Source organism: Solibacillus sp. FSL R7-0682, from assembly GCF_038005985.1.
In the GTDB taxonomy this organism is placed as follows: domain Bacteria; phylum Bacillota; class Bacilli; order Bacillales_A; family Planococcaceae; genus Solibacillus.
In genome coordinates this window covers 1,054,477-1,079,147 of sequence record NZ_JBBOUI010000001.1, presented here as the reverse complement: position 1 = coordinate 1,079,147, position 24,671 = coordinate 1,054,477, and the positions used below count along the sequence as shown (strand labels likewise).

At 36.5% G+C, this 24,671-nt stretch carries 22 protein-coding genes; 6 read left to right on the top strand and 16 right to left on the bottom strand.

Annotation, left to right across the window (positions count from 1 at the left end):
* Nucleotides 1–30: 30 nt before the first annotated feature.
* Complete coding sequence (gene citZ, locus MKZ17_RS05535) at nucleotides 31–1,146, bottom strand: citrate synthase (RefSeq protein ID WP_340722763.1); 1,116 nt, start codon at nucleotides 1,144–1,146, stop codon at nucleotides 31–33.
* Nucleotides 1,147–1,406: 260 nt separating this feature from the next.
* Here citZ and MKZ17_RS05530 point away from each other — a divergent pair, with 260 nt between their 5' ends.
* Nucleotides 1,407–2,375 carry an AI-2E family transporter gene (locus tag MKZ17_RS05530; RefSeq protein WP_340722762.1) on the top strand — a complete coding sequence of 323 codons (969 nt, stop codon included), beginning with the start codon at nucleotides 1,407–1,409 and terminating at the stop codon, nucleotides 2,373–2,375.
* Here the strand turns inward: MKZ17_RS05530 and MKZ17_RS05525 are convergent.
* The 6 genes from MKZ17_RS05525 to MKZ17_RS05500 form a co-directional block, all read right to left on the bottom strand.
* Nucleotides 2,359–2,748, bottom strand: coding sequence for an FxsA family protein (locus MKZ17_RS05525; RefSeq protein ID WP_340722761.1), 390 nt, complete (start codon nucleotides 2,746–2,748; stop codon nucleotides 2,359–2,361). The two genes, MKZ17_RS05530 and MKZ17_RS05525, sit on opposite strands and share 17 nt — an antisense overlap.
* A gap of 97 nt (nucleotides 2,749–2,845) precedes the next feature.
* The gene (gene pyk / locus MKZ17_RS05520; protein WP_340722760.1) at nucleotides 2,846–4,606 is read right to left on the bottom strand and encodes a pyruvate kinase; all 1,761 of its coding nucleotides are present in this window, start codon (nucleotides 4,604–4,606) and stop codon (nucleotides 2,846–2,848) included.
* A gap of 22 nt (nucleotides 4,607–4,628) precedes the next feature.
* Nucleotides 4,629–5,588: a 6-phosphofructokinase gene (pfkA, locus tag MKZ17_RS05515; RefSeq protein WP_340722759.1), complete on the bottom strand. Its 960-nt coding sequence runs from the start codon at nucleotides 5,586–5,588 to the stop codon at nucleotides 4,629–4,631.
* A gap of 158 nt (nucleotides 5,589–5,746) precedes the next feature.
* Complete coding sequence (locus MKZ17_RS05510; RefSeq protein ID WP_340722758.1) at nucleotides 5,747–6,703, bottom strand: acetyl-CoA carboxylase carboxyltransferase subunit alpha; 957 nt, start codon at nucleotides 6,701–6,703, stop codon at nucleotides 5,747–5,749.
* Nucleotides 6,696–7,568: an acetyl-CoA carboxylase, carboxyltransferase subunit beta gene (gene accD / locus MKZ17_RS05505; RefSeq protein WP_340722757.1), complete on the bottom strand. Its 873-nt coding sequence runs from the start codon at nucleotides 7,566–7,568 to the stop codon at nucleotides 6,696–6,698. Before accD ends, MKZ17_RS05510 begins: the two co-directional genes overlap by 8 nt.
* A gap of 31 nt (nucleotides 7,569–7,599) precedes the next feature.
* Complete coding sequence (locus MKZ17_RS05500) at nucleotides 7,600–8,235, bottom strand: FadR/GntR family transcriptional regulator (protein ID WP_340722756.1); 636 nt, start codon at nucleotides 8,233–8,235, stop codon at nucleotides 7,600–7,602.
* Nucleotides 8,236–8,546: 311 nt separating this feature from the next.
* On the opposite strand from MKZ17_RS05500, the gene MKZ17_RS05495 reads away from it, so the two are divergent.
* A protein-coding gene (locus tag MKZ17_RS05495; protein WP_340722512.1) for an IS3 family transposase occupies nucleotides 8,547–9,877 on the top strand; the annotation gives its coding sequence in 2 pieces (ribosomal slippage) (nucleotides 8,547–8,922 and nucleotides 8,922–9,877; 1,332 coding nt in all).
* 81 nt (nucleotides 9,878–9,958) lie between these two features.
* Here the strand turns inward: MKZ17_RS05495 and dnaE are convergent.
* Both dnaE and MKZ17_RS05485 read right to left on the bottom strand, forming a co-directional pair.
* Complete coding sequence (gene dnaE / locus MKZ17_RS05490; RefSeq protein WP_340722755.1) at nucleotides 9,959–13,039, bottom strand: DNA polymerase III subunit alpha; 3,081 nt, start codon at nucleotides 13,037–13,039, stop codon at nucleotides 9,959–9,961.
* Nucleotides 13,040–13,059: 20 nt separating this feature from the next.
* Nucleotides 13,060–14,004, bottom strand: a complete 945-nt coding sequence (locus tag MKZ17_RS05485; protein WP_340722754.1) for a DHH family phosphoesterase — start codon at nucleotides 14,002–14,004, stop codon at nucleotides 13,060–13,062.
* Nucleotides 14,005–14,096: 92 nt separating this feature from the next.
* Between MKZ17_RS05485 and MKZ17_RS05480 the strand changes: the two genes are divergently transcribed.
* Nucleotides 14,097–14,408 carry a YtpI family protein gene (locus MKZ17_RS05480; protein ID WP_340722753.1) on the top strand — a complete coding sequence of 104 codons (312 nt, stop codon included), beginning with the start codon at nucleotides 14,097–14,099 and terminating at the stop codon, nucleotides 14,406–14,408.
* 79 nt (nucleotides 14,409–14,487) lie between these two features.
* Here MKZ17_RS05480 and MKZ17_RS05475 read toward each other — a convergent pair whose 3' ends face one another.
* Nucleotides 14,488–15,795 (bottom strand): DRTGG domain-containing protein, encoded by a 1,308-nt coding sequence (locus MKZ17_RS05475; RefSeq protein ID WP_340725499.1) that lies wholly within the window; start codon nucleotides 15,793–15,795, stop codon nucleotides 14,488–14,490.
* Nucleotides 15,796–15,963: 168 nt separating this feature from the next.
* A complete protein-coding gene (locus MKZ17_RS05470; RefSeq protein ID WP_340722752.1) occupies nucleotides 15,964–16,644 on the bottom strand; it encodes a metal-dependent hydrolase in 681 nt (226 codons plus the stop codon).
* A 132-nt stretch (nucleotides 16,645–16,776) separates the two neighbouring features.
* Between MKZ17_RS05470 and MKZ17_RS05465 the strand changes: the two genes are divergently transcribed.
* Together MKZ17_RS05465 and MKZ17_RS05460 are read left to right on the top strand one after the other, a co-directional pair.
* Entirely contained in the window at nucleotides 16,777–17,865 is a 1,089-nt protein-coding gene (locus tag MKZ17_RS05465) for a M24 family metallopeptidase (RefSeq protein ID WP_340722751.1), read from the top strand.
* A 495-nt stretch (nucleotides 17,866–18,360) separates the two neighbouring features.
* Complete coding sequence (locus MKZ17_RS05460; RefSeq protein WP_340722750.1) at nucleotides 18,361–19,128, top strand: SH3 domain-containing protein; 768 nt, start codon at nucleotides 18,361–18,363, stop codon at nucleotides 19,126–19,128.
* A gap of 83 nt (nucleotides 19,129–19,211) precedes the next feature.
* Here the strand turns inward: MKZ17_RS05460 and ald are convergent, their stop codons facing one another.
* On the bottom strand, nucleotides 19,212–20,348 hold the full coding sequence (gene ald, locus MKZ17_RS05455) for an alanine dehydrogenase (RefSeq protein WP_340722749.1): 1,137 nt from the start codon (nucleotides 20,346–20,348) through the stop codon (nucleotides 19,212–19,214).
* Nucleotides 20,349–20,675: 327 nt separating this feature from the next.
* Between ald and MKZ17_RS05450 the strand changes: the two genes are divergently transcribed.
* Nucleotides 20,676–21,122, top strand: a complete 447-nt coding sequence (locus MKZ17_RS05450; protein WP_340722748.1) for a universal stress protein — start codon at nucleotides 20,676–20,678, stop codon at nucleotides 21,120–21,122.
* Between the two features lie 88 nt (nucleotides 21,123–21,210).
* Here the strand turns inward: MKZ17_RS05450 and MKZ17_RS05445 are convergent, their stop codons facing one another.
* The 4 genes from MKZ17_RS05445 to sppA all read right to left on the bottom strand — a co-directional run bounded on the left by MKZ17_RS05445 (nucleotide 21,211) and on the right by sppA (nucleotide 24,486).
* A complete protein-coding gene (locus MKZ17_RS05445; protein WP_340722747.1) occupies nucleotides 21,211–22,140 on the bottom strand; it encodes a class I SAM-dependent methyltransferase in 930 nt (309 codons plus the stop codon).
* Nucleotides 22,141–22,282: 142 nt separating this feature from the next.
* Nucleotides 22,283–22,789, bottom strand: coding sequence for a thiol peroxidase (tpx, locus tag MKZ17_RS05440; RefSeq protein WP_340722746.1), 507 nt, complete (start codon nucleotides 22,787–22,789; stop codon nucleotides 22,283–22,285).
* A gap of 180 nt (nucleotides 22,790–22,969) precedes the next feature.
* A complete protein-coding gene (locus MKZ17_RS05435) occupies nucleotides 22,970–23,461 on the bottom strand; it encodes an RDD family protein (RefSeq protein WP_340722745.1) in 492 nt (163 codons plus the stop codon).
* A gap of 14 nt (nucleotides 23,462–23,475) precedes the next feature.
* Nucleotides 23,476–24,486: a signal peptide peptidase SppA gene (gene sppA, locus MKZ17_RS05430; protein WP_340722744.1), complete on the bottom strand. Its 1,011-nt coding sequence runs from the start codon at nucleotides 24,484–24,486 to the stop codon at nucleotides 23,476–23,478.
* Nucleotides 24,487–24,671 lie beyond the last annotated feature (185 nt).

Below are 24,671 nucleotides of genomic sequence, written 5' to 3'. Positions count from 1 at the left end.
AATCCTAGATATTTTAACATACTTTTTTAATTAGCGCTCGTTAATTGGAATGTATTTTTGCATATCTGGACCAACATATTCCGCACGTGGACGGATTAAGCGGTTGTTTGCATACTGCTCTAAAATGTGCGCTACCCAACCTGAAGTACGAGATACTGCAAAGATTGGTGTGAATAAGTCATGCTCGATACCTAAAGAATCATATACTGATGCTGAGAAGAAGTCTACGTTTGCAGGTAGGTTCTTTTGCTCAACGATCATGTCGTGAATTTTCACTGACATATCGTATAATTCTGGTTTACCAGTTAACTTAGTTAACTTTTCAGACATTACACGTAAGTGAGGTGCACGTGGGTCGCCTTTACGGTATACGCGGTGACCGAAGCCCATGATTTTTTCTTTGTTATCAAGTTTGTTTTGTACCCAAGCTTCTACGTTATCTAATGAACCGATTTCAGTTAACATTTTCATAACTTGCTCGTTAGCACCACCGTGTAATGGGCCTTTTAATGCGCCGATTGCAGCAGTAACACCAGAATAAACATCTGATAATGTAGCTACACATACACGTGCAGTGAATGTTGAAGCGTTTAACTCGTGGTCAGCGTGTAGAATTAACGCTTTGTCAAATGCTTCTATTGCGATTGCTTCTGGCTCTTCACCAGTTAACATATATAAGAAGTTAGCTGCATAACCTAATTCTGGTTTTGGAGCTAATGGCTCTTTACCTTGACGTACACGTGCAAAAGTAGTTACTACTGTACCAATTTTCGCTTGTAAACGAATTGCTTTACGGTAGTTAGCTTCTGCTTCCATTACGTCTGCTTCATCGTCAAATGTACCTAACATAGATACAGCTGTACGTAGTGCAGCCATTGGGTGTACTGTGTTTAATGGCATAGATTTGAATAAATCAGTAATTGCCGATGGAATCTCCATGTTTTTAGCTAATTCTGCTTTTAAGTTAGCTAATTCTTCTGCGTTTGGTAAACGTGTGTTCCATAATAAAAATACTACTTCTTCAAATGTAGCGTTGTTAGTAAGGTCGTCGATGCCATAACCTACATATGTAAGTGTATCATCGATAATAGAACTGATCTTAGATTCCGCTGCTACGATACCTTCTAAACCTTTAGTTGCTGACATAAAAAAATCGCTCCTTCACTTAATAAATTAGTTTTGTAAGTGCTTTCTTTTCTTTCTATAAAAGAGTTACACTCATATTGTTCTGCTCAATGAACCTATAAGTAAATCGCTTACACAACTCATTATAATCAATTTTGACGGCTTTGTGAATGAAATCCTCTGATTTTAAGAAAAAAAAGCATAGGTGATAGATTTTGTGTTTTAAAGAGAATTTAATGATTCTAACGAGATATATATGGCATAATTTAGGAGTGAATTGAGTGATTCAACAAAATAGTTTCGATAGTTTCCTTTCAAAAAGTGGTAAATATGTCATTATGTTACTTTATTTTGCATTAATTTATTTCACTTTTCCTATTGCTTTAGGACTTTTTCTTGCATATATACTATTCCCTATATTTGATTTTTTTAAACGCCTAACAAAACTACCATTCCCACTCATTGTAATATTTCTTTCGCTTACAATCTTCTCTCTAGTTGGTGTAATTGGTTTTTTACTTATTCAAAGTTTGTTGCAGCTTCTTCCTTCCGTTCAAACGACATTGTATTCCTTTTCTTTAAAATACATCGAAGATCCATTAGTGCCATACATCATAGAAAAGCTTTCAACGATATTGAACGACATTACAATATTTCTTATTGATACCGTTAAAAACAGCTTAAATTCATTGTTTGATTTATTTTTATTTACAATTACGTTTTACTTTTCACTCTTTGAAAGCAAAAAAAATAGACTTTGGTTTTTTACATATACCCCAAAAGCCTATCGAGAAGAGTGGTCTCGCTATTTTGCAAAAGCGATGTCACTTATTAGCTATTTTATTTTTGTGGAGCTTCAGCTTTTTACACTTACATTCATTTTACTTAGTATTGGGTTTTACTTTTTATCCTTTAGCGCTCCTATTATGACAGCATTCGTTATTGCTTTAGCGGACATTCTTCCCTTTTTAGGCATCGGGCTTTTTCTAATCCCACTTGCTATTTACCATTTTTTTGTACAAAACCATTTTCTTGCGCTGGCTCTCGTTGTCCTTTACATTTTCGTACAAATTACAAGGCAGCTAACAGAATCAATGCTTTGGTCACATACACTTCATATTCGCATGATTCATACATTCTTAATTAGCGCTGGCTCTGTATTAATTTTTGGTTTTTATGGCATCTTACTTAGCCCAATCTTTTTAGTAATCGCCTTAAAGCTAAAACAAAGTACTATCTTTGCAAAATAACAACTTGTCCATTTTTCATTTTTTTACGTAAGACGTAAAAAATGAGTGGCTTAAATAAATTTCTTGTAATTCCTAAAACAAATAATAACCCAATTAAATCTGTTAAAAATCCAGGTAGAGCTAATAAAATCCCCCCAATAAAGATCATAAATGTTTCGATCATTGGAATACCAGGTGGTTGCCCTTCAGCTAAGCTTTTTTGAATATCCTGGACAGATTTTGTACCGCGTTTCTTGGCAATTAATACCCCGGCTACTGATGTAAAAACAATTAATAATAATGTATAGAAAACACCGATCGCATTTCCAACTACTATAAATAGTGCGATTTCAGCGAAAACAAGTGCAAGTAATCCAATTAACAATTTTTTCATGACAATTGCCTCCTCTATAGTTTATATACGAATTATTAGCTAAAAGGTTTCAAAAAAAGCTGCTCGAGTAGACCATTCTCGAGCAGCTCTAGAAATTTTATAGTACGCTTGCATGTCCTTTATAAATTACGCCAGTTTCTGCATCCATTGTAATTTCTTGACCACTGCGGATCAATGTTGTTGCTTCTTTCACACCAACAATGACAGGAATACCAAGGCTAAGGCCAACCACAGCTGCATGACTCGTTAAGCCACCCTCTTCTGTAATAATCCCTACACAGTTTTCAATTGCTGGCATCATTTCACGGTCCGTACCAACCGTAACAATGATTGCTCCTTCTGTATCATAGGCTAATGCTTCACCCGCATTTTTTGCGATAATTGCTTTACCTACTACGGAAGCTTTACCAATTCCTTGACCACGTGCCAATAAATCCCCGATCACGTGTACTTTCATTAAGTTCGTTGTCCCAGCTTCACCAACTGGTACACCTGCAGTAATGATAACAACATCCCCGTGACTTACATATTCATATTTTAATGCTTCATCAACTGAAAGCTCTAAAATTTCATCTGTTGTCGTCACACGCTGTGTCACGATTGGCTTAACGCCCCAAACTAATGTTAATTTTTGAGCAGTAGTAGTCTGACTTGTTACGGCGATAATGGATACACCAGGGCGATACTTCGCAATCATGCGTGCCGTGTTTCCACTTTCTGTTGGCGCTAATACGGCACTTACACCTAAATTAATAGATGTAAAGGCAACAGCTTGTGAAATTGCCTCTGTCATATTCGCTCCTTTTTCGCGGCTACGTTGCGTTACAATTGCACGATAGTCTAATGAATTTTCTGTACGTAATGCAATTTTGTTCATTGTTGTAACTGATTCTACTGGATAAAGACCAGCAGCCGTTTCACCTGATAACATAATTGCATCTGTACCATCAAAAATAGCGTTTGCTACGTCTGATGCTTCCGCACGTGTTGGACGCGGGTTGCGTTGCATCGAGTCTAACATTTGAGTTGCTGTAATAACTGGTTTACCTACTTGATTACATTTTTTAATTAAGGACTTTTGAACAAGCGGTACTTCTTCAGCTGGAATTTCAACTCCTAAATCTCCACGTGCTACCATTAAACCATCTGAAACTTCGATAATTTCATCGATATTATCTACGCCTTCTTGGTTTTCAATTTTTGGGATAATTTGAATGTGGCTACCATTATTTTGCTCTAATAACTCACGAATTTCTAATACATCCTTAGCAGTACGTACAAATGATGCTGCAATAAAGTCTACGCCTTGATCGATACCGAATAAAATATCCGCTGCATCTTTCTCTGTAATACCAGGTAATTTCACTGATACACCCGGAACGTTTACACCTTTTTTATTTTTTAAAATACCTGCGTTTTCAACGATTGTATGAATACGACCTGCTTCTAAATCTTTTGCTAGCACACGTAATTGAATTAATCCATCATCCAATAAAATAATGTCATTTTGCTCAACGTCTTCAATTAATCGTTCATACGTAACAGAAAAAACAGATTCGTTGCCTAAAACTTCTGTCATTGAAATATCGATTACTTGTCCAGTAACTAAGTGTAATTCTCCGTTTTCCATCGAATGTGTACGAATTTCTGGACCTTTTGTGTCTAATAAAATGCCCACTGGTTTTTTCATACGCTCTGATGCATCACGAATTGCTGCAATTCGAATCGCATGCTCCTCATGATTTCCGTGAGAGAAGTTTAACCGTGCTACATTCATTCCCGCAGTGATTAATTTATCTAACATCTCTGGTGATTCACTTGCTGGTCCAATCGTACATACAATTTTCGTTTTTCTCATATTCTGTCATCTCCGTTGTACATTAAATTGATAGTTCTTTTGATAAAGTATATAGACTTAAATCTGCTACATGTTTCTGTTCAAATGCTTGTTGTAAATCATAATCGACCACATTATGGCTTTTTACACCTACTGCACGTCCACCTTTATTTTCCAATAAAAGCTCTACAGCACGCGCACCTAGTCTTCCAGCTATTACACGATCACGAGCAGATGGGGAACCTCCACGCTGAATATGCCCTAAAACAGAAGTTCTAATTTTTACTCCTGTGCGCTCTTCAAGATGTTTAGCTAGTTTGTGGCCATTCATGACACCTTCTGCAACGATGATGATACTGTGACGCTTTCCACGCGCAGCACCTCGTTCTAAACGTGTTATAATTGCTTCCAAATCAAAATCTTCTTCTGGAATAAGAATCGATTCTGCCCCCGCAGCAAGTCCCGCCCATAAGGCGATATCCCCTGCATCACGACCCATAACTTCAATTACAAATGTATTTTCGTGACTTGTTGCCGTATCACGAATTTTATCAATTGATTCTACGACTGTATTTAAAGCTGTATCAAAACCAATCGTATATTCTGTACCAGGTACATCGTTATCTATTGTGCCTGGAATTCCAACACATGGGAATCCTTTTTTCGTCAATTCCATCGCACCGCGATAAGAACCATCGCCCCCAATGACAACTAAACCTTCAATACCCGCTTCTTTCATGCGTTCTATTGCTTTCAATTGATATTCTTCTTCTTTGAATTCTGGAAAACGTGCCGAAAATAATTTTGTTCCGCCACGTTGAATAATATCACCAACAGAACCGATATCTAGTAATTCGTAGTTACCTTTATAGAGCCCTTGGAAGCCATGATAAACTCCGACAACTTCTACATCATGAAAACGCGCTTTTCGAACAACTGCACGGATAGCAGCATTCATTCCTGGAGCATCTCCTCCACTCGTTAAAACCGCAATCTTCTTCATTTTAGAAATCTCCTCTCAGATTACTCATACACTCACATTAACATAAAAAAACATCTATATGTAACTATTCAAGGCAACATTTATACAAAGCTTTACAAAAAAATTAAAGAATGCGCTTCCACGCATTCTTTAGTCCCTAAATCTACCAATTACAAGGATTATAGCTCGGCAAATTGTCCAATATTTTTAAATTTAGAATAACGATTTTCAATTAATTGCTCTTCAGTCATTTGAGATAATTCATTCAACGTATCAAGAATACATTCTCTCATCGTAAGGATTTGTTTTTCAATATTTTTATGTGCACCACCAGCCACTTCTGGAATGATGCCATCAATAATTTGCAATTGCTTTAAATCTGGTGCTGTAATTTTCATCGCCTCTGCTGCTTGTTTTGCATAGCTCGCATCCTTCCATAAAATCGAAGCTGCTCCTTCTGGTGAAATAACTGAATAAGTAGCATTTTCAAGCATTAGTATTTTGTTGGCTACTCCTAATGCAAGTGCACCACCACTTCCACCTTCACCAATAACAATACTAATAATCGGTACCCTTAGTCCTGCCATTTCAAACAGATTTCTTGCGATAGCCTCACTTTGTCCACGCTCTTCCGCAGCTTTCCCCGGATAAGCACCTTTTGTATCAATAAAACAAATGATCGGACGTTTAAACTTTTCTGCTTGCTTCATTAATCGTAATGCTTTACGGTAGCCCTCAGGATGAGGCATCCCAAAGTTACGGCGAATATTTTCTTTTGTTGTTTTACCACGCTGGTGCCCGATAATTGTCACTGGTTGCCCATTAAAAGAAGCAATTCCACCAACAATGGCTGCATCATCTTTAAAAGTACGATCACCATGTAACTCAATAAAATCATCAAAAATACGTGATATATAATCAAGTGTCGTAGGACGTTCAGGATGACGTGCTACTTGTACACGGTCCCACGGCTCCATATTAGCATAAATACTTTGCTCTAATTGCTGTAACCGTGTTTCAAGCTTTTCAATTTCCCCACTCATATCTACTTCTGCTTCTACAGCGATTGTTTTTAATTCATCAATTTTTTCACGTAGTTTTACAACGGGTTCTTCAAAGGCCATTAATTTAGTCATGTAAAATCCCCTCCTGTACATGTAATTTTACAATCGTTGCAATTTTGTCTCGCATCTCTAGTCGGCTAAATATTGCATCAAGCTGACCATGATCTAGTAAAAATTCTGCTGTTTGGAAATCCTCCGGCAATTTCTCACGTACGGTTTGCTCGATAACACGTCTCCCAGCAAAACCAATTAAGCTTTGAGGCTCTGCAATATTAAAATCACCAATTGATGCAAAACTTGCAGAGACACCACCAGTAGTTGGATGTGTCAAAATGGAAATATATAGTAACCCTTCGTCACTGTGGCGTTTTAGGGCAACACTTGTTTTGGCCATTTGCATGAGCGATAACACACCTTCTTGCATACGTGCCCCGCCACTTGCTGTAAATATAATAAAAGGAACACGTAATTCCGTTGCTTTTTCTACAGCACGAGTAATTTTTTCTCCAACGACTGAACCCATCGATCCCATACGGAAATGTGAGTCCATGACAGCAACAACAACTTGCATTCCCTTTAATGCCCCAACACCAGTTAGGACGGCTTCGTTTAATCCCGTTTTTAATTTATCCGCATTGACCTTTTCCACGTAGGCCGGAAAGTTTAATGGATTGATTGTTTGTAAATGATCATCCATCGAAGTAAATGAATCTGCGTCTAAAAATGAGTTAATACGTTCGATTGCTGTCATATTAAAATGAAATTCACATTTTGGACATACTTTTAAATTTTTCTCAATTTCCTTTGTGACATGAATTGTTTTACATTTTGGACATTTCGTTACAATGCCTTCAGGAAAAGCTTTTTCATCTGTTTTTTTTGTAATTGTTCCCATGTTTTTTTTACGACTAATTGAAAATATATCTCGAATTGACATCATAATCCCCCTTTGAATTCCCATGAAGTTCTCAATCTTTTATAATTGTCATCCATTTTTCATAAGCTTCTATTGCTTCTTTTTCGTAACCCATTTGCATTGATGTAATCATCGTTTCTACATGTAGTTTTTCCATTTTCAACAGTTCCTGTTGCATTGATTGGTTACTATAAGCCGATAATTGTAGCCAAATTTTATAAGCTAAGCGATTGCCTGAAACAATCATACATTCTCGTAAAATGTCTTTTCTAGCCAACGGTTGCTCTAACTCAACCTTAATAAAAAAGCTTTCCCATATCGGGAGCGAACGTAATGATAGAGACCGGCAAATTAGTCGAATCGCCTCTTTTTCATGCATTTGTCTAGTTGCTTCAACATCTTCAATTGACTTCCCATCTTGTAATATAAAGGAGCCAACAATTTCGACAAACTGATGTTGTTGCACGCTTGCTAAATAAGTACCCCCACCATGCCTTGTTTCAATTAGACCTAGTAGCTCCAAACTTCGTAGTGCCTCCCTGACAGAAGATCGACCAACTTGAAGCTGCTCACTCAACACCCTTTCAGAAGGCAATTTTTCTCCTTCTTGAATATTTTGCTCTGCTATTAAGTCACGTAATTGCTTCACAATTTGTAAAAACATTTTTTTGGCAGGCTTTTGCTCCACTTTACTCACCTCAATTATCTAAAAGTGGTCTGACCAGTTCTAATCTAGAATACAAAATGTTTTTGTTATTGTAAAGAGAAAACGTAAATTGTATTATTTATATATAAAGAAATTCATACATTTATAACTTAATCAAAAACCTTTTCGAGCATAAATAGAAAACAATATAAAAAAGAGCGTTCCTAATTCCCTGAACTGAACCCCGAATAGTAGACACTTTAGAAAAAAGTGACCTATTCGGGGTTTTTTCTATTTTCATTCCTAGAAATCCCCGTTATACTGACCATACGATTTAAGAACGGGAGAACATCATGAGTAAAATAATTTTTAACGAACATCAACGTCGACAAATTGAACAGAATCCAAATGTCGTTTTGATAACCGATCGATCTATTCAATATACAGTAGCTTTCAAATTAAAAGCTGTTCAAGAAAATCTAAAAGGCAAAGGGCCTACCGAAATCTTCAAAGCTGCAGGCTTTGATTTAGAAATCATCGGGATTAAAAAAGTTCAAAGTGCTGTTCATAGGTGGAAGAAAATTTATCAAACATACGGTGAGGATGGTTTTACACAAGAGCGTCGTGGAAAAGGCAGTACAGGTCGCCCACGTGCCGAAAAATTATCAGCTGATAAAAAGTTAGAGAAAGCAGAAGCTCGTATTCATCTATTGGAAGCAGAGCTAGCGCTCTTAAAAAAGCTCGACGAAATGGAAAGGCAGGCGAAGAAGAATCGTTTTTAACACCCAAAGAAAAATATCAAGCAATCAGTGAAACGATTCGATTATTTCAACTCAAAAATATGACACGGTATCTTTGTGAAGTAGCAAATGTCAGCTCGAGTGGTTACTATAAATGGCGACAAAATATGGAGAAACATTCATTACGTGAAGAAGCTGATTATCAAGATTATCTTTTACTAAAAGTAATCTATGATGAAGCAAAAGGCAAAATTGGTTATCGAGGGTTTTATATGGAACTGGTGGACCAATTAGGGAAACCGATGAACCATAAAAAAATTCTTCGATTGATGCGTAAATTTAATTTGTATGCGAAGGTTCGTCGTGCCAATCCTTATCGACTTATAGAAAAAGCGAATGAAGCACATCGTCAAATTCCAAATTACTTAAATCGGGCATTCAAACAAGACGAGCCAGGAAAAGTCTTCTTAACAGACATTACCTATCTCCAATATAAGGGTGGCCGTACGGCTTATTTATCATGTGTAAAAGATGTCGCAACAAGAGAAATCGTTGCGTATAAACTAGCTACTACTCTTAAATTGTCGATTGTTTATGAAACACTTGAACAATTAAAACATCATTTGGATGGGAATCTTCATCCGGAAGCAATGATTCATTCGGATCAGGGGTTTCATTATACGCATCCAGGATTTCAGAAGCTTGTGAAAGACATGGGGTTAAAACAATCTATGTCACGTCGAGGAAACTGTCTAGATAATGCGCCAATGGAATCGTTCTTTGGTCATTTTAAAGATGAAGTCGATTATCATGAAGCTGAAAGTTTCACGGAGCTACATACACAAGTCATTGACTATATCACGCATTACAACCACACAAGAAAGCAATGGACATTAAAAAAGATGACTCCGGCGAGTTACCGAAGTCATCTAATCGCAGCCTAATTAAATGGCTATCTTGTTTTTTATTAAACTGTCTACAAAATAGGGTTCAGTTCACCCATTAGAATAACGCTCTTTTATTATTTATTTTATAATAATTTGTTTCACTTTCACTTGTGGTTTATTAAAACGATACTCAAATGACCCTTCTACATATAGTAATGTATCTTCCTGTAATTTCCCATAAATCCCTTCATATTCTTTCGGAAATATCGTTAGTGAAACAATGCCAAATTCATCTTCTAATTGAACAAACGCCATTAGTTCCCCTCGTTTTGTTCGTAATTGTCGTATTTCACTAACGAAGCCAATAAGTTTTACGTAAGTATTTTCTTTAAGCTTTGTCATGGATTGAACGGTAGTGGTCACTTCAGGAAATTGTGCACGTACTTTAACAATCGGATGATCGGATAAATAAAAACCAAGTACTTCTTTTTCAAATTGTAGCTTTATTTTTTCTGGCATTGGTGTAACTTCATTATATTTTGGTTTACCAAATGCAAAAAAATCTCCACTAAATAAATCTTCACCCGTGGTTGGTCGTATGAAATCGGCTTGTTTTTGAGCACCTTCAATTGTCGCAAGAAGTGTTGCCCTATCCTTTCCAAAATCGTCAAGTGCGCCAGCTTTAATTAATGGCTCAATTATTTTTCGTGTAAAATTAGCGGTAGTCATAGAGACCGCTAAGTCAAATATTGATTCAAATCCCTTATGCTTTTCTTTACGTGCTGTTAATAATTTTTGTAAAAACGGCTGTGGAACACCTTTTATAGCAGATAAGCTAAAGCGAATTTTTCCATTTTCAACGTTAAAAAGACGCATACTCCGATTAATCGATGGTGGTAAAATGTCAATTCCACGCATTTTAACTTCTGCAATAATTTGTGCAAGCTTTTCTGAATTACCTGTAGCGTTTGTTAACAAAGCTGCATAAAAATCAACTGGGAAATTTGCTTTTAAATAAGCCATTTGATAAGAAATCATACTATAGGCAACTGCGTGACTTTTGGCGAATCCGTAATCAGCAAATCGCACAATTAATGCATAAACTTCATCTGCAACTTGTTCTGAGTACCCTTGATTACATGCACCTAGAACGAATGCCTCACGTTGTGCTTCTAAAACTTCACGCTTTTTTTTACTTACTGCACGGCGTAGCAAATCCGCCTGTCCAATTGTAAAACCTGCCATTCTATTCGCTATCCTCATAATTTGCTCTTGATAGATAATGACACCATATGTTTCTTGTAATATTGGAGCGAGTGCTGGATGCGGCATGTTAACAGGCTCTTGCTGATGTTTTCTTCTTGCATACACTGGAATAAAATCCATAGGACCTGGTCGGTAGAGGGCATTTACCGCCACAATATCTAAAAAATCGGTAGGTTTTATTTCCCGTAAAGCATTTTTCATGCCGTCGGATTCAAGCTGAAAAATTCCCGAAGTATCGCCTTGCTGAAGAAGTTGGAACGTCGCTTCATCATCTAATGGAATTTGATTAATATCGAGCTGGAGCTGATGACTGTATTGAATAGAACGACGTATTTGTTCAATAATAGTTAAATTACGTAAGCCTAAAAAATCAATTTTAAGTAGTCCTGTTTGTTCTACTTCTAACATAGGCCATTGTGTTAAAAAAATATCATCATGCCCTTCTTCAATTGGCACAACTTCAACAAGTGGTACAGGACTTAAAACAACCCCTGCAGCATGTGTCGATGCATTTCTTGGTAATCCCTCTAATCGCAGTGCAGCGGCGAACCATTTTTGATGAATTGGTTCTGCTTGTATCCAATCACGTAATCGTTCCGACATAGCATAGGCTTCCTTCAAAGTGATACCCAACTTATTCGGAATCAGCTTCGAAATCATTTCTAATGTTTCATTTTCAAAATTGAACATCCTTGCTACATCTCTTGCAACCGCCTTTGCCGATAATGTTCCAAATGTAATAATTTGCGCGACATGTTGCTTTCCATATTTTCGTGCTACATATTGAATGACCTCATGACGTCTTGTATCAATAAAGTCAATATCGATATCCGGTAATGACACACGTTCTGGATTTAAAAAACGTTCAAATAATAAATCAAATTGAAGTGGGTCCACCTGCGTAATTTGCAATGCATAGGCAACAAGTGACGAGGCTGAAGAACCACGCCCTGGACCAGTTAAAATATTTTCATCGCGGGCAAAGCGCATAAAATCTGCAACGATTAAAAAATAATCCGAGTAGCCCATCGATTGAATAATATGTAGCTCATATAGCATGCGCTCTTCATATTCTTTCGGCAACGCCTGTACTTGTAACCGCCATTTTAAACCTACTATCACTTGCTCTTGTAGAATGGCCTCTGCCGTTTGACCTGGGGCAAGAGGGAATTTTGGCATATACACTTCATTATTCGCTATCGTTACTTGGCAGCTTAATAGTAGCGCCCTCGTTTGTTCAAGCCATTGCTTTTGATCAGCGAAGCGTGTAATCCACTCTTCTTTTGACAAAACATAACTCCCTCTTAAAGTCATATTTTCTACTGAATCACTGAGCTTTACACCATTTTCAATTGCTTGTGCAACTTCATAGGAAAAGAAGTCTTCTTCTTTTAAAAAAAAGCTTTCATGGGTCGCAATAATTGGCAAGGAATTCGTCGTTGCCCATTGTACAACTGTTTGTTCATATTCTGACACGCCATTTAAGCGCGTAATACCTACGTATAAATACGCCCCGAAGCTTTCTCGAAACTTTTCTAGTACTGGCGCATATTGCTGTTGGAGCCAAATTTGTTGTTGTTCGAGTGCTGGAATTACAAACGCAATGCCTTTCCCGTAAGCAAGTAACCAACGGAGTGGAATTGTTTGTTGTGGGCGAATCGCAATACTGCTTGAAATTTTCAATAAATTTTTGTAGCCAGTTGTCTCTTGTGCATAGAGAACCAGTGGTAATGACACTTCTTCGGTTACTTCTAGCTGTATCGTCAAACCGATTACTGGATGAATGCCAGCCTTTTTCATCTGATGATAAAAAGGCAAAAGCCCGTACAGTTTCGTATTCACGATTGCACATGCTTCTGCCTCTTGTTGTTTTAAAAAAGGGATGAGTTCTTCGATACGAATCGTACTTTTTAATAAGTCGGCACTTGTCCGTATTTGTGGATAAACAGACATGATCGATACCCCCCTCTCTATTATTTAAAGCTGCGACAAATTTCTGTTAATTCTTCGATTACTTGATCTGTTTCTTCCCAGGAATAAGCTGTAGCACCGGATGCTAATGGATGCCCACCACCATTGTACTTTTTTGCCAATCCATTTATTACTGGTCCTTTTGAACGGAGACGTACACGAATAGAATCATTTTCTTCTATGAACATGACCCAAGCACATATTCCTTTCACATTACCAAGTGAACCAACTAATAAAGATGTTTCGGATGGTGTTACATCGAATTCTTTTAAAATTTCCTGTGTAATTTTAATATACGCTGTGCCATATTCATCAATCGTAAAGTTTTGATAAATATAACCTTGTAAATGAAGTAGCTTACGGTCCATTTCGTACATGCCATCAAATAAAGCTGTACGGTTGAAATTATATTTAATTAAATGACCCGCTGTTTCAAATGTTTTTTCACTTGCACTCGGGAAGATAAAGCGACCTGTATCGCCCACAATTCCTGCAAATAATAAACGAGCCGCATTGTCCGACATTGTCCAATTCGCATAACCTTGCGCCTCTTCAAATAAATCATAAACCATTTCGCTACAAGAGCTTGCACTCGTATCTACCCATAATAAGTCGCCATAAACGTCATCATTAGGGTGATGATCAATTTTAATAATGAAGGCGCCTCTTTTATATCGTTGGTCGTCAATACGCTCTGTATTTGCCGTATCTGTAACGATTATTAACGCTCCGTCGAACTTGTCGTCTTCAATTAGTTGTGGCGTTGCTAAAAATGATAACGAATCTTCATGCTCCCCTACTACATAAACACTTTTTTCTGGATAGTTTGTACGAATTAATTCTGCTAGTCCAATTTGAGAACCATAAGCATCTGGATCTGGGCGCACATGACGATGTAAAATGATCGTTTCATATTGTTTAATTGTGTCAATGATTTGACGTTTCATTCTGATTCCCCCTAAAAGCTAGTGAATTCCAGTCGCATTTTCCAATAAAAGTAGTTACAATATTTAGTAGCTATGCAATTGGGAGGTTCACTATGGTTTTTTTAAATTTTTTGTTAGTAGCTTTTATCATTATTTCCATCGTGTTTTATTTTTACTTCAAAACAAAGCAATTCCGTTCAACTTTACCAATTCGTAAAAAATGGTATACAGCAAAAGCTGGTATCGCATTAGGATTATTCCTTGTGTTCTTCGGTTTAAATGCTACAATTTTATATCCTGATTGGATTGGCTACATTGTAGCTGTTCTATTTGTATTGATTGGTGCAGGGCTTAGCTCGAATAATTTCAAGCGTATGCGTCACGAAGGTAAATACGTGATAGAAGAATACGAATTAAACAAATAAGAAATTTATTCAAGACACTTATCCATGAAGAAAAGGGGCGCCATACTATATGTGGAATGCCCCTTTTTTATGCAGTAACTTATCTTTCTAGCAGTTGGAACATCATCATCGCTTTTCCAACTAATAACGAACCGTTAAATACTTCAAAATCCATTTTTACAAACTTACGTGACATATCTAAAATTCGCGGCTTAACTGTAAGAACACTTTCCATTTGTACAGGCTTAATGAAGTAAATCGTCATATTTTCAGCAACAGCCTCTCCACGTTTATGACGCTTTAAAGCAAATGAGCCAACTTCCGAAAGTAAAGTCGTAAAAGCCCCATAAGATATAGCCCCAAAATGGTTTGTCATTTGTGGCGTTACCGTAAATTCTACGACAATTTCCTCATCACCAAGCACACGCATTTCATTTTTGACTAAATCATCAATTGTTTCACCATGCTGTGGCTGACGTTGTGCTAGTTGTAACGCTTTTAATACATCTTGACGACTAATAACACCTTTTAAAATCCCATCCTCATCGATAACAGGGAGTAAATCGATTCCTTCCCAAATCATACGATGTCCCGCTGATGCAACACTTGTTTTCATTGATGCAGCAATTGGATTTTTCGTCATTACTTTATCGATCGGCTCCAATTCATCTTTACCAATAACATCTTTACTTGTAATCATTCCGACAAGCTTATTTTGAGCTGTAACAACTGGAAATGCTCCGTGCGTTGTACGTTGATTTTCTTTATGGAAATCTGCTAAAGTATGCGTATTTTTCAACACAGCCGTATCTTCCATTGGCACATAAATATCTTCAATTAACAAAATATCCTTCTTAATTAATTGGTCATATATTGCACGGTTAATCATTGTCGCTACAGTAAATGTATCATAGCTTGTTGAAATAATAGGTAAATCTAATTCATCTGCTAAATTTTTATTGTCATCTGTCGTATCGAACCCACCAGTAATTAATACAGCAGCCCCTGTTTTTAAAGCGTATTCATGAGCTTGTGTACGGTTCCCGACAATTAATAAACTTCCCGCGTCCGTATAACGCATCATATCGTCTAGCTTCATTGCGCCTATTACGAATTTTGTTAAAGTTTTATGTAAGCCCGATTTCCCACCTAAAACTTGACCATCGATAATATTTACAATTTCTGCAAATGTAAGACGTTCGATATTCTCTTTCTTTTTCTTTTCTATACGAATTGTACCTACACGTTCGATTGAGCTAACTAGTCGGCGATTTTCCGCTTCTTTAATTGCACGATAGGCTGTCCCTTCACTTACTTGCATTTCTTTAGCAATTTGACGGACAGATATTTTATCGCCTACTGGTAGGGATTCGATGTATTGTAATATTTTTTCATGTTTTGTTGACAACTTTATCACCTATTTCCCATCTTTCATTTCTGTATTTAGTGTAACACATTTAAGCCCCTAAATTATACAATTTTAACTATGTATTGCTTGCTTTACTCCATTCACTGTACGAAATTTAACATAAAACGGTCCAATAAGAAAAATCTTATTGGACCACATCATTTCGTATTAAAACTTCACTGTTTCTCCTGGACTTACTATTTGTACTTCTGCTTCCTGTACTAAGTCTGCAAATTGTTGTGGATCTTGCTCGATTGGTGGGAATGTATTGTAATGAATTGGGACTACAATTTTCGGCTTTAATAAGGATACCGCGTAAGCTGCATCCTCAGGACCCATTGTAAAATTATCACCGATTGGTAAAAAGGCAATATCAATTGGATGACGTTTCCCAATTAACTCCATATCACCAAACAATGCTGTATCTCCTGCATGATAAATTGTCTTTCCTTCTGCTGTAAATAAAATCCCAGCTGGCATACCTGTATAAATAATATCATTATTTTTGGTTACATAGGAGGAGCCATGGAATGCTTGTGTAAATTTCACTTTTCCAAACTCAAATTGTTTCGCACCACCGATATGCATATTGTGCACTTTACATCCTTGCCAGCCTAAATAATCTGCCAGTTCATTCGGTGCGATAACAAGTGCATCGTGTGCTTTTGCCAACGCTACTGTATCTCCAACGTGATCGTTATGACCATGAGTTAATAAAATGACATCTGGCTTTTCATTTTCTACTACTAAATCTGTTTGGCCATTTCCACTAATAAAAGGATCTATTAAAATTGTCGTCCCATTCGTGATGATTTTTACAACTGAATGCCCATGAAATGAAATTTGCATAATTTATACCTCCAAAAAAATTGCATTGTTACTTCATTTCGATAACTCTGCAGAAATCTCCTTTTTTTGATATGCTTAAAGGGAATATTATAAAATCGATTTATAATCTATAAATCAAAGGAGTTTTTCATTATGTCAAAACTAAACGAATTACAAAGCTTTCTAAAAGAAAATGCAATTGACGCTGCATTCATTACTACACCAGACAATGTTTTTTATTTTTCTGGCTTCAAAAGCGATCCTCATGAGCGTCTTTTAGGTGTAATGGTATTCAAGGATACCGAGCCATTTTTAATTTGCCCGAAAATGGAGATGCCAGATGTAGTTGCAGCAGGTTGGACATTTGAAGTTGTCGGTCATGAAGATACGGAAAATGCTTGGGATGTTGTCGCAAAAACAGTAGCAACTCGTAATGGAGACTTTGCTACTTTAGCGATTGAAAAATCACATTTAACAGTTGAGCGCTATGAAGCCATCCAACAACAATATCCTACTATTAAATTCGCAAATATTGATGAAAAAGTGAATGCACTTCGCATCCGTAAAGATGAGAAAGAGCTTGAAAAAATGCGAAAGGCAGCTGAATTAGCAGACTTCGCAATACAAGTTGGTTGCGACACAATTGCTGAAGGCATAACAGAAATGGAAATTCTAAATACAATTGAATCTGCAATTAAAGCAAAAGGTTATGCAATGAGCTTTGAAACGATGGTACTAGCAGGGGAAAAGGCTGCTTCTCCACATGGCACACCTGGGGACCGTAAAATTAAAAAGGGTGACCTTATTTTATTTGATTTAGGTGTTATTTACGAAGGTTATTGCTCAGATATTACACGAACAGTTGCATTTGGCGAACCATCTGAAGAACAAAAGAATATTTACAACACAGTGCGAAAAGCGAATGAAGATGCCATCGCTGCAGTAAAACCGGGCGTTCGCGCTATGGACTTAGACAAAATTGCACGAGATGTAATCACAGATGCTGGTTTTGGTGAATACTTTACCCACCGACTAGGTCATGGCCTTGGTATTTCAGTGCATGAATTCCCTTCGATTACAGGAGCAAACGAAATGGTATTAAATGAAGGTACTGTTTTCACAATTGAGCCAGGCATTTATAAAACAAATATCGCTGGTGTACGTATCGAGGATGATGTAGTTGTAACAAATGATGGTGTTGAAGTATTAACGAAATTCACTAAAGAGCTTGTAATTCTATAATTTAATTTTTGGGTGAGACTGGGACATAAGTAGAAAGCTTTTGTATTTTGCAAAATTTGAATAATAAAAACCGACTCCGGCGGGCAGCACGACGCCTGAGACTACAGGCTCAGGCCGTACCTGGAACGGAAACCAATTTTACGCGCATTAAAAAATACAATTTTTCTCCGGAAGAGAAAAATTGTATTTTTGTTTTGTCCCAGCCTCACCCCATTTTTATATATTGTAAACCTATAAAATCAAGGTTGTGTATTTATTTAGTATTGCCGAATTTCCTGACGATAGCTTCGAAACAGTTTACGCTTTAGCACAACTGGTACAAAAAATATATAGAGGAATCATTTCTAAATTAACAGCATAAAATGCAATGAAAAGTCGTCCTGTTCTAAAATGACGACTTTTTTATTTTGTATATAAAAATGACATTATTTTACTCGTTTTTTATTACCTATAAAGAGGAATAGATAATTATTAACACGCGGAAGGACGTGCATTATGAAAAAAAGAATATTACTACCGTTTATAGTATTACTCTCCTTGTTTACAATGAGCTTTTCTAATGAACAATTGACCCATGCCGCCTCAACAAAAACAATTCAGTTAAAAAATGATCTTATTATGCGTGATGCGCCTAAAGAAAATGCGAAAAAGATTCTCGTGATCAATAACCAATCAAAAATAATTGTTCATAGTCAAAAAAGGGACTGGTCTTACGTAGAATATAGTGGCAAAAAAGGATATATAAAATCTTCTTCATTCAAGAATGAAAAGCTGAAAGTAAAAAAGACTGTCTCTCCTGTTGTAACTAATGGATTAATGCCAAAGGTAGGACGCCAGTATACGTACGAGCCTTCATTTGAAGGACAAAAGAAAAAAACCTATACTGCTTCTATTAATCCGTATGTTAAAAATTCAGTGGAATTATTAGAAAGTGATTATATTGGCTACACATATATGGAAACAAATGAAAGCTTTCAATTTGGTGTTGCCTATTCTGATGTCTTTTTCTTCTCCCTTACTTATCCAATAAAAAAAAATACAACAATTTATGATGTAGATGAAAGTTCTAGCACAGTTCATAACACAAAGGTAGATGTTGAAAGTACTTCCTCAACAATCACAACGAAAGCAGGTACGTTTAATAATGTCGTCGTCTTAAAATATCCAAATGGATCAAAGCTTTACTTAGCTAAAGATTACGGAATTATCCGTATAACAGATATTAATGAAAATATTACTACAGAGTTAACCTCTGTAAAATAATTAGTTGTCTGTATGAATTTATTAAACAAAATACTGCATCATTTTGAATTTACAAAATGATGCAGTATTTTTTATTATCAATTTTATTCGTGTAAACCTGCTAATGATTCTAAAATATCATCCACTGCCACATATGGTAAACCTTGTGCATCAGCAACCGCTTCATAAACAACGTGACCATTTAATGTGTTTACACCTAATTTTAACGCATGGTTATCTAAACAAGCTTTTAGAAAGCCCTTATTTGCAATTTGTAAGGCATAAGGTACTGTATTGTTCGTTAATGCCATTGTTGAAGTACGTGGCACCGCTCCTGGCATATTAGCCACCGTATAGTGAACTACACCATGTTTCGTAAATGTTGGATTGTCATGTGTCGTTACCTTTTCTGATGTTTCGAAGCATCCACCTTGATCAATTGCAATATCAACAACTACTGAACCTGGTGACATCGAACGTATCATTTCTTCAGTTACAAGCTTCGGTGCCTTCGCCCCAGGAATTAATACAGAACCTATTACTAAGTCTGCGGAACGTACAGCATCTGCAATATTGTATGGATTCGAAATTAACGTTTGAACATCACGACCGAAAATGTCCTCTAATTGACGAAGTCGCTCTGGACTTAAATCAATAATCGTCACATCTGCCCCCATTCCTACTGCTACTTTTGCGGCATTTGTTCCTGCTATACCGCCCCCGATTACTGTCACCTTCCCGCGCGGAACACCTGAAACCCCACCAAGTAAAATCCCTTTCCCACCTGGTACTTTTTCTAAATAATGAGCGCCAATTTGAGTGGCCATTTTTCCTGCCACTTCGCTCATCGGTGTTAATAATGGTAAAGAACGATTTGGTAATTGCACTGTCTCATATGCAATACCTACTACACGATTTTCAAGTAATGCTTTTGTTAACTCTGGCTCTGGTGCTAAGTGTAAATATGTAAATAGAATTAATCCTTCACGGAAGTATCCATATTCACTTGAAATTGGTTCTTTTACTTTCATAACCATCTCAGCATTCCATGCCTCAGCTGCAGTGTTGACAATCTGTGCACCTGCTAATAAATAATCCTCATCTGTAAAAGCAGATCCTAACCCAGCACCTGTTTCAATATACACTTCATGTCCATTCGCGATTAACGATAATACTCCTGCTGGTGTCATCGCTACACGATTCTCATTATTTTTAATTTCCTTTGGTACCCCAATTTTCAACGTAAATTCCTCCCTGTCATTAAACATATGTTAAATCAAATCCATTCTACCAACTTTATTCAAAAAATAGTAGCTATATTTTTAATATATAATATTTTCAGAATTGTCAATCTAAACTACAAATAAACTACAACCCGAACATTAATTTATTTCAACTGATTTTTTGTATTTTAGTATAGCATTCTTACAAAAAAATTGTATGTCTACAAAAATAATTGGTAGAAATAATGAATTATTTAGTAATTAAATACATTTTTCGTTGTTAGCTATTTCCAATCAAAAAACATTTGCTATAATAACAGTATAGACAATTAGGAGGTAATGAAAATGGCAAATCATTATAAAAGCATTGTAGTAGCAGTTGATGGTTCAAAAGAAGCAGAATACGCATTCCGTAAATCAATCGATGTTGCAAAACGTAATGAAGGTGCAACAATCAATCTAGTAAATGTTATTGATACACGTTCATTTGCTGCAATTGAAGCGTATGATCGTTCAATCGCAGAGCGTGCTCAACAGCATTCTGAAGAATTATTAAATGGCTACAAAAAGCAAGCTGAAGAAGCTGGTATTACGAATGTAAACTTAGTTATCGAATATGGTTCACCAAAGAACATCATTACAAAAGAACTTTCAAAAGTTGTAGAAGCTGACTTAATTATTTGTGGAGCAACTGGATTAAACGCGGTAGAACGTTTCTTAATTGGGTCTGTATCAGAAGCAATTGTACGTTCAGCAAAATGTGACGTATTAGTTATCCGTACGCCAGAGTGATTTTAATGTCACTGTTTATGTAAACGTTTACTATTTAAAAACGGCTAGCTTCCAATTTTCGTTTGGAAGCTAGCCGTTTTTTATTGTATTATTTTCCTTCTTTCCACATGCTGACTTTCTCAAAGAACATTGCAAGTGCTTGTCGATTTGACATATTTGGTACCTTGGCAAGCAGCACTTCACGTGGCGCTTTTAATGCTGGACTTTGCTTTTGAAGAATTAAAATGCTCTTCTCATGAGCGCGTGAAGAAAATAGATTTTCTGGTAGCTGAATCACAGCTTGAATCCAAGCATGATCTTTAATAAATTTATGCAATTGTTTTGCTTGCTCCGACTCGAATAGATTAACTGGGATTAAGAAAAATGCAAAGCCACCTTCTTTAGTATAATTTAATGCTTGTTCGATAAATAAATGGTGGGCATAACTCATTCCTTCTGTCGCACATAGCTCATAATCTACCGCTACATCTTCGTTTGGATAGTAACCTACTGGTAAATCACAAATAACTGCATCGACAGGATCTACTAATAGTTTTTCTAATGCATCTTGACGGAACAATGTCACAGGTTGTTCAATTAAATCTCCTGTTGCGGCAGCTAAACGAATTAATAATTCATCAACCTCTACTCCTGTTGCTTGAATTTTTCCATTGAGAGCATTCATTAATGTGTACAGTAAATTACCAGTACCTAGTGCAGGGTCTACTACATTAATTGTACCTGCCGCTAGTTCTTTTTCAAAGCATTGCTCAACAAAATGACTAACTAGTAAGCCAAGTGTATCTGGTGTCATTTGATGATTTGGTTGAGAGCTTTTACGCATTCCTTTTAAAATAGCAATTTGGATTGCCTTTCGCATATCTTCTTTTGTTGCACCATCTACATGCCAGTCATATTTCCCATCAAGTGTATCTTCTAATGTTTGCAGGAGTGATTCTAAGTAGTCTATCTCTTGTGCATTTGATAGCTCCTCCGCACGACCATTTAAATAACTAAAAATTTGTTCAAACTTTTCCATTACGAAAACTCCTTCAATATTCCCTATATTCGTCTACAACAGTATACCTGTTTTTTTATGAAATGAATAACCCACTCAAAATGTATTGAGTGGGTCTACATTACTTCTTATTCACTTTACAACAAAATCAATAAAAACGAAATTATTTAGAAAGAGCCTTTACTGCTTCAATTGCAGCTTCGTAGTTCGGATGATTTGTCGCCTCTGGAACATACTCAACGTATGTTACTTTCCCATCTGCATCTACTACGAAAATTGAGCGCGTTAATAGGCGTAATTCTTTAATATGTACGCCATATGCTTCACCAAACGATGCATCACGGTGATCAGATACAGTCACCACATTGTCGATTCCTGCTGCTCCGCACCAACGCTTTTGAGCGAATGGTAAATCCATTGATACAGTATAAATAATAACGTTATCTCCAAGCTCAGCCGCAGCCTCATTGAATTTACGTGTTTGCTGATCGCATACACCTGTATCTAAAGACGGAACTACAGAAAATAAACGAATTTTACCTTCTGAATCTTTTAATGTTACTTCTGATAAATCTGTTGCTAACACTTTAAAGTCAGGTGCTGTATCTCCTACTTTTACTTCATTACCAATTAATGTTACTGGACCATTTTTAAATGTTACTTGTGCCATATGAACGCCTCCTTGTTATTCCCTTATATTACTAAAAACAAAATAATAATTGCAACTAAGTGAACTTGAAAATCTCATATCTATTGAAAGAAAAGAGCTGACCTGTAAGTATTCCTTACAAGTCAGCTCTTACTTCACTATGAAGGTGTCGATAATTACACATACCCCTTCAAACATACATTAAACATTCTCTACATAGATATTTTCATGTACTACTACGGTATCCGCAAAATAATCAGCTAAACTTTTGTTTTGTGGTGTAAATGCAACGATAATATATGGTAAATGCAATAGTGTACCATTAATAAATCGCCCAACACCTTCCCGGAATAACACCGTCATCCAATCTAATGGCTCTCCATTATCCTTTTCAACTTTTAATCCAAACACCATTTTTCCGATCGTTTGTTTTAAAAATTTCGTCATTAATACAAAATAGCCATAAAAAATGAGACCTGATAAAATCGTAATCGGTGCATACCAGTTTGACCCTACTATATCCCAGTCCATCACTGAAAAGAGAGGACGAATTGTAATTCCGACAATCGCACTAATTACAAGGGAATCCAGAATAAATGCCCAAAAGCGCATCCAAAAGCCTGCAGTTTTTAATTGTACAGAGGGGGCTACAATACTTGGTTTTGTATCTATTGTTTCGATTATCTCAGTCATCGTAATCCCTCCCCTTAGTATTCACCGTATAAATACATCATGCGTGGTGAATTAGTTGATGAAATAATTTTCGATAAATATTGTGACTCCGCTGAAGGCGTAAACATTGAACCTATTTTTACACCCAATAATGAAGCCCAGCTAGATGATTCCATCGTATATTCAAATAGTTGTGCATCTTCAAGACTAAAGTCTGATCGCATAGCATTAATTACATCATTTTCATTACCTATTTCATCTACTAATCCCGCTTTTAATGCTTGAGTTCCACCTAAAATTCGTCCATCCGCCACTTTTTTCACTTCAGCCTCTGACATACCTCGACCTTGTTCGATTATATCAACGAATTGTTCATACGATTCATCAATCATTTCTTGTAGCATCGCGATTTCCTCAGGTGTTGAAGGACGGACTCCACCAAACATATCCTTATGCTCGCCTGATTTAATTGTCTCAAACTCAATACCAATTTTTTCTGCTAGCTTTCCATAGTTAATTGATTGCATAATTACACCAATCGAACCTGTAAGTGTTTCTCGCTGAGCAAATATTTTGTCAGCAGGAGCAGAAATATAATAGCCTCCCGAAGCTGCTAACGATCCCATCGCTACATAAATTGGAATATTTTTCTTTTCTTTTATTTCAAGTAGCTTCTCATGAATTTCTGCAGATTCGATCACACCACCGCCAGGAGAGTTTACCGATAGCACTATCCCTTTAATCGTATCATCTTGTAGCACCGACTCTAATTGATTCATAAATAGGCGGTGATTATAATCTACCGTTTCCCATATGCTCGGTTCTCCAACATCTTGAATTACACCATTTACTTCTAAATGAGCAATACGACTAGTGAAATCGCCATTTTCTACTACATTTTCATAGGTTAAGTTTTCTGATTCCAACATACTATCGAAGCTACTAAAGAAATCTGTTTTAAATATAGTAATAATTGTGTTAATCCCAATTGAGAAAAACAATAACACAGCAGCAATAATTAGTGCTACCATTCTTTTTGTATTCATCCTTATTCCTCCTTTTCTTTCTGTACGATATTATTCTACAAAAAGTTTCATGTTGGTACAAATTAATACTTAAAATATGCTCTAGCTACCTATACATAGTACGTTATGTAGTTAATTTTCAAATTTACATTTTTCTACATTTGAAAAGGTGGCCAATAAGTTTAATCTTATGGACCACCTAATAT

Excerpts from the sequence above, each read along its gene's own strand:
- citZ (WP_340722763.1), bottom strand. The coding sequence starts at position 1,146 with ATGTCAGCAACTAAAGGTTTAGAAGGTATCGTAGCAGCGGAATCTAAG.
- MKZ17_RS05525 (WP_340722761.1), bottom strand. The coding sequence starts at position 2,748 with ATGAAAAAATTGTTAATTGGATTACTTGCACTTGTTTTCGCTGAAATC.
- pyk (WP_340722760.1), bottom strand. The coding sequence starts at position 4,606 with ATGAGAAAAACGAAAATTGTATGTACGATTGGACCAGCAAGTGAATCA.
- pfkA (WP_340722759.1), bottom strand. The coding sequence starts at position 5,588 with ATGAAGAAGATTGCGGTTTTAACGAGTGGAGGAGATGCTCCAGGAATG.
- MKZ17_RS05510 (WP_340722758.1), bottom strand. The coding sequence starts at position 6,703 with ATGACTAAATTAATGGCCTTTGAAGAACCCGTTGTAAAACTACGTGAA.
- accD (WP_340722757.1), bottom strand. The coding sequence starts at position 7,568 with ATGTCAATTCGAGATATATTTTCAATTAGTCGTAAAAAAAACATGGGA.
- dnaE (WP_340722755.1), bottom strand. The coding sequence starts at position 13,039 with ATGTCTGTTTATCCACAAATACGGACAAGTGCCGACTTATTAAAAAGT.
- MKZ17_RS05485 (WP_340722754.1), bottom strand. The coding sequence starts at position 14,004 with ATGAAACGTCAAATCATTGACACAATTAAACAATATGAAACGATCATT.
- MKZ17_RS05480 (WP_340722753.1), top strand. The coding sequence starts at position 14,097 with ATGGTTTTTTTAAATTTTTTGTTAGTAGCTTTTATCATTATTTCCATC.
- MKZ17_RS05470 (WP_340722752.1), bottom strand. The coding sequence starts at position 16,644 with ATGCAAATTTCATTTCATGGGCATTCAGTTGTAAAAATCATCACGAAT.
- MKZ17_RS05465 (WP_340722751.1), top strand. The coding sequence starts at position 16,777 with ATGTCAAAACTAAACGAATTACAAAGCTTTCTAAAAGAAAATGCAATT.
- MKZ17_RS05460 (WP_340722750.1), top strand. The coding sequence starts at position 18,361 with ATGAAAAAAAGAATATTACTACCGTTTATAGTATTACTCTCCTTGTTT.
- MKZ17_RS05450 (WP_340722748.1), top strand. The coding sequence starts at position 20,676 with ATGGCAAATCATTATAAAAGCATTGTAGTAGCAGTTGATGGTTCAAAA.
- MKZ17_RS05445 (WP_340722747.1), bottom strand. The coding sequence starts at position 22,140 with ATGGAAAAGTTTGAACAAATTTTTAGTTATTTAAATGGTCGTGCGGAG.
- tpx (WP_340722746.1), bottom strand. The coding sequence starts at position 22,789 with ATGGCACAAGTAACATTTAAAAATGGTCCAGTAACATTAATTGGTAAT.
- MKZ17_RS05435 (WP_340722745.1), bottom strand. The coding sequence starts at position 23,461 with ATGACTGAGATAATCGAAACAATAGATACAAAACCAAGTATTGTAGCC.
- sppA (WP_340722744.1), bottom strand. The coding sequence starts at position 24,486 with ATGAATACAAAAAGAATGGTAGCACTAATTATTGCTGCTGTGTTATTG.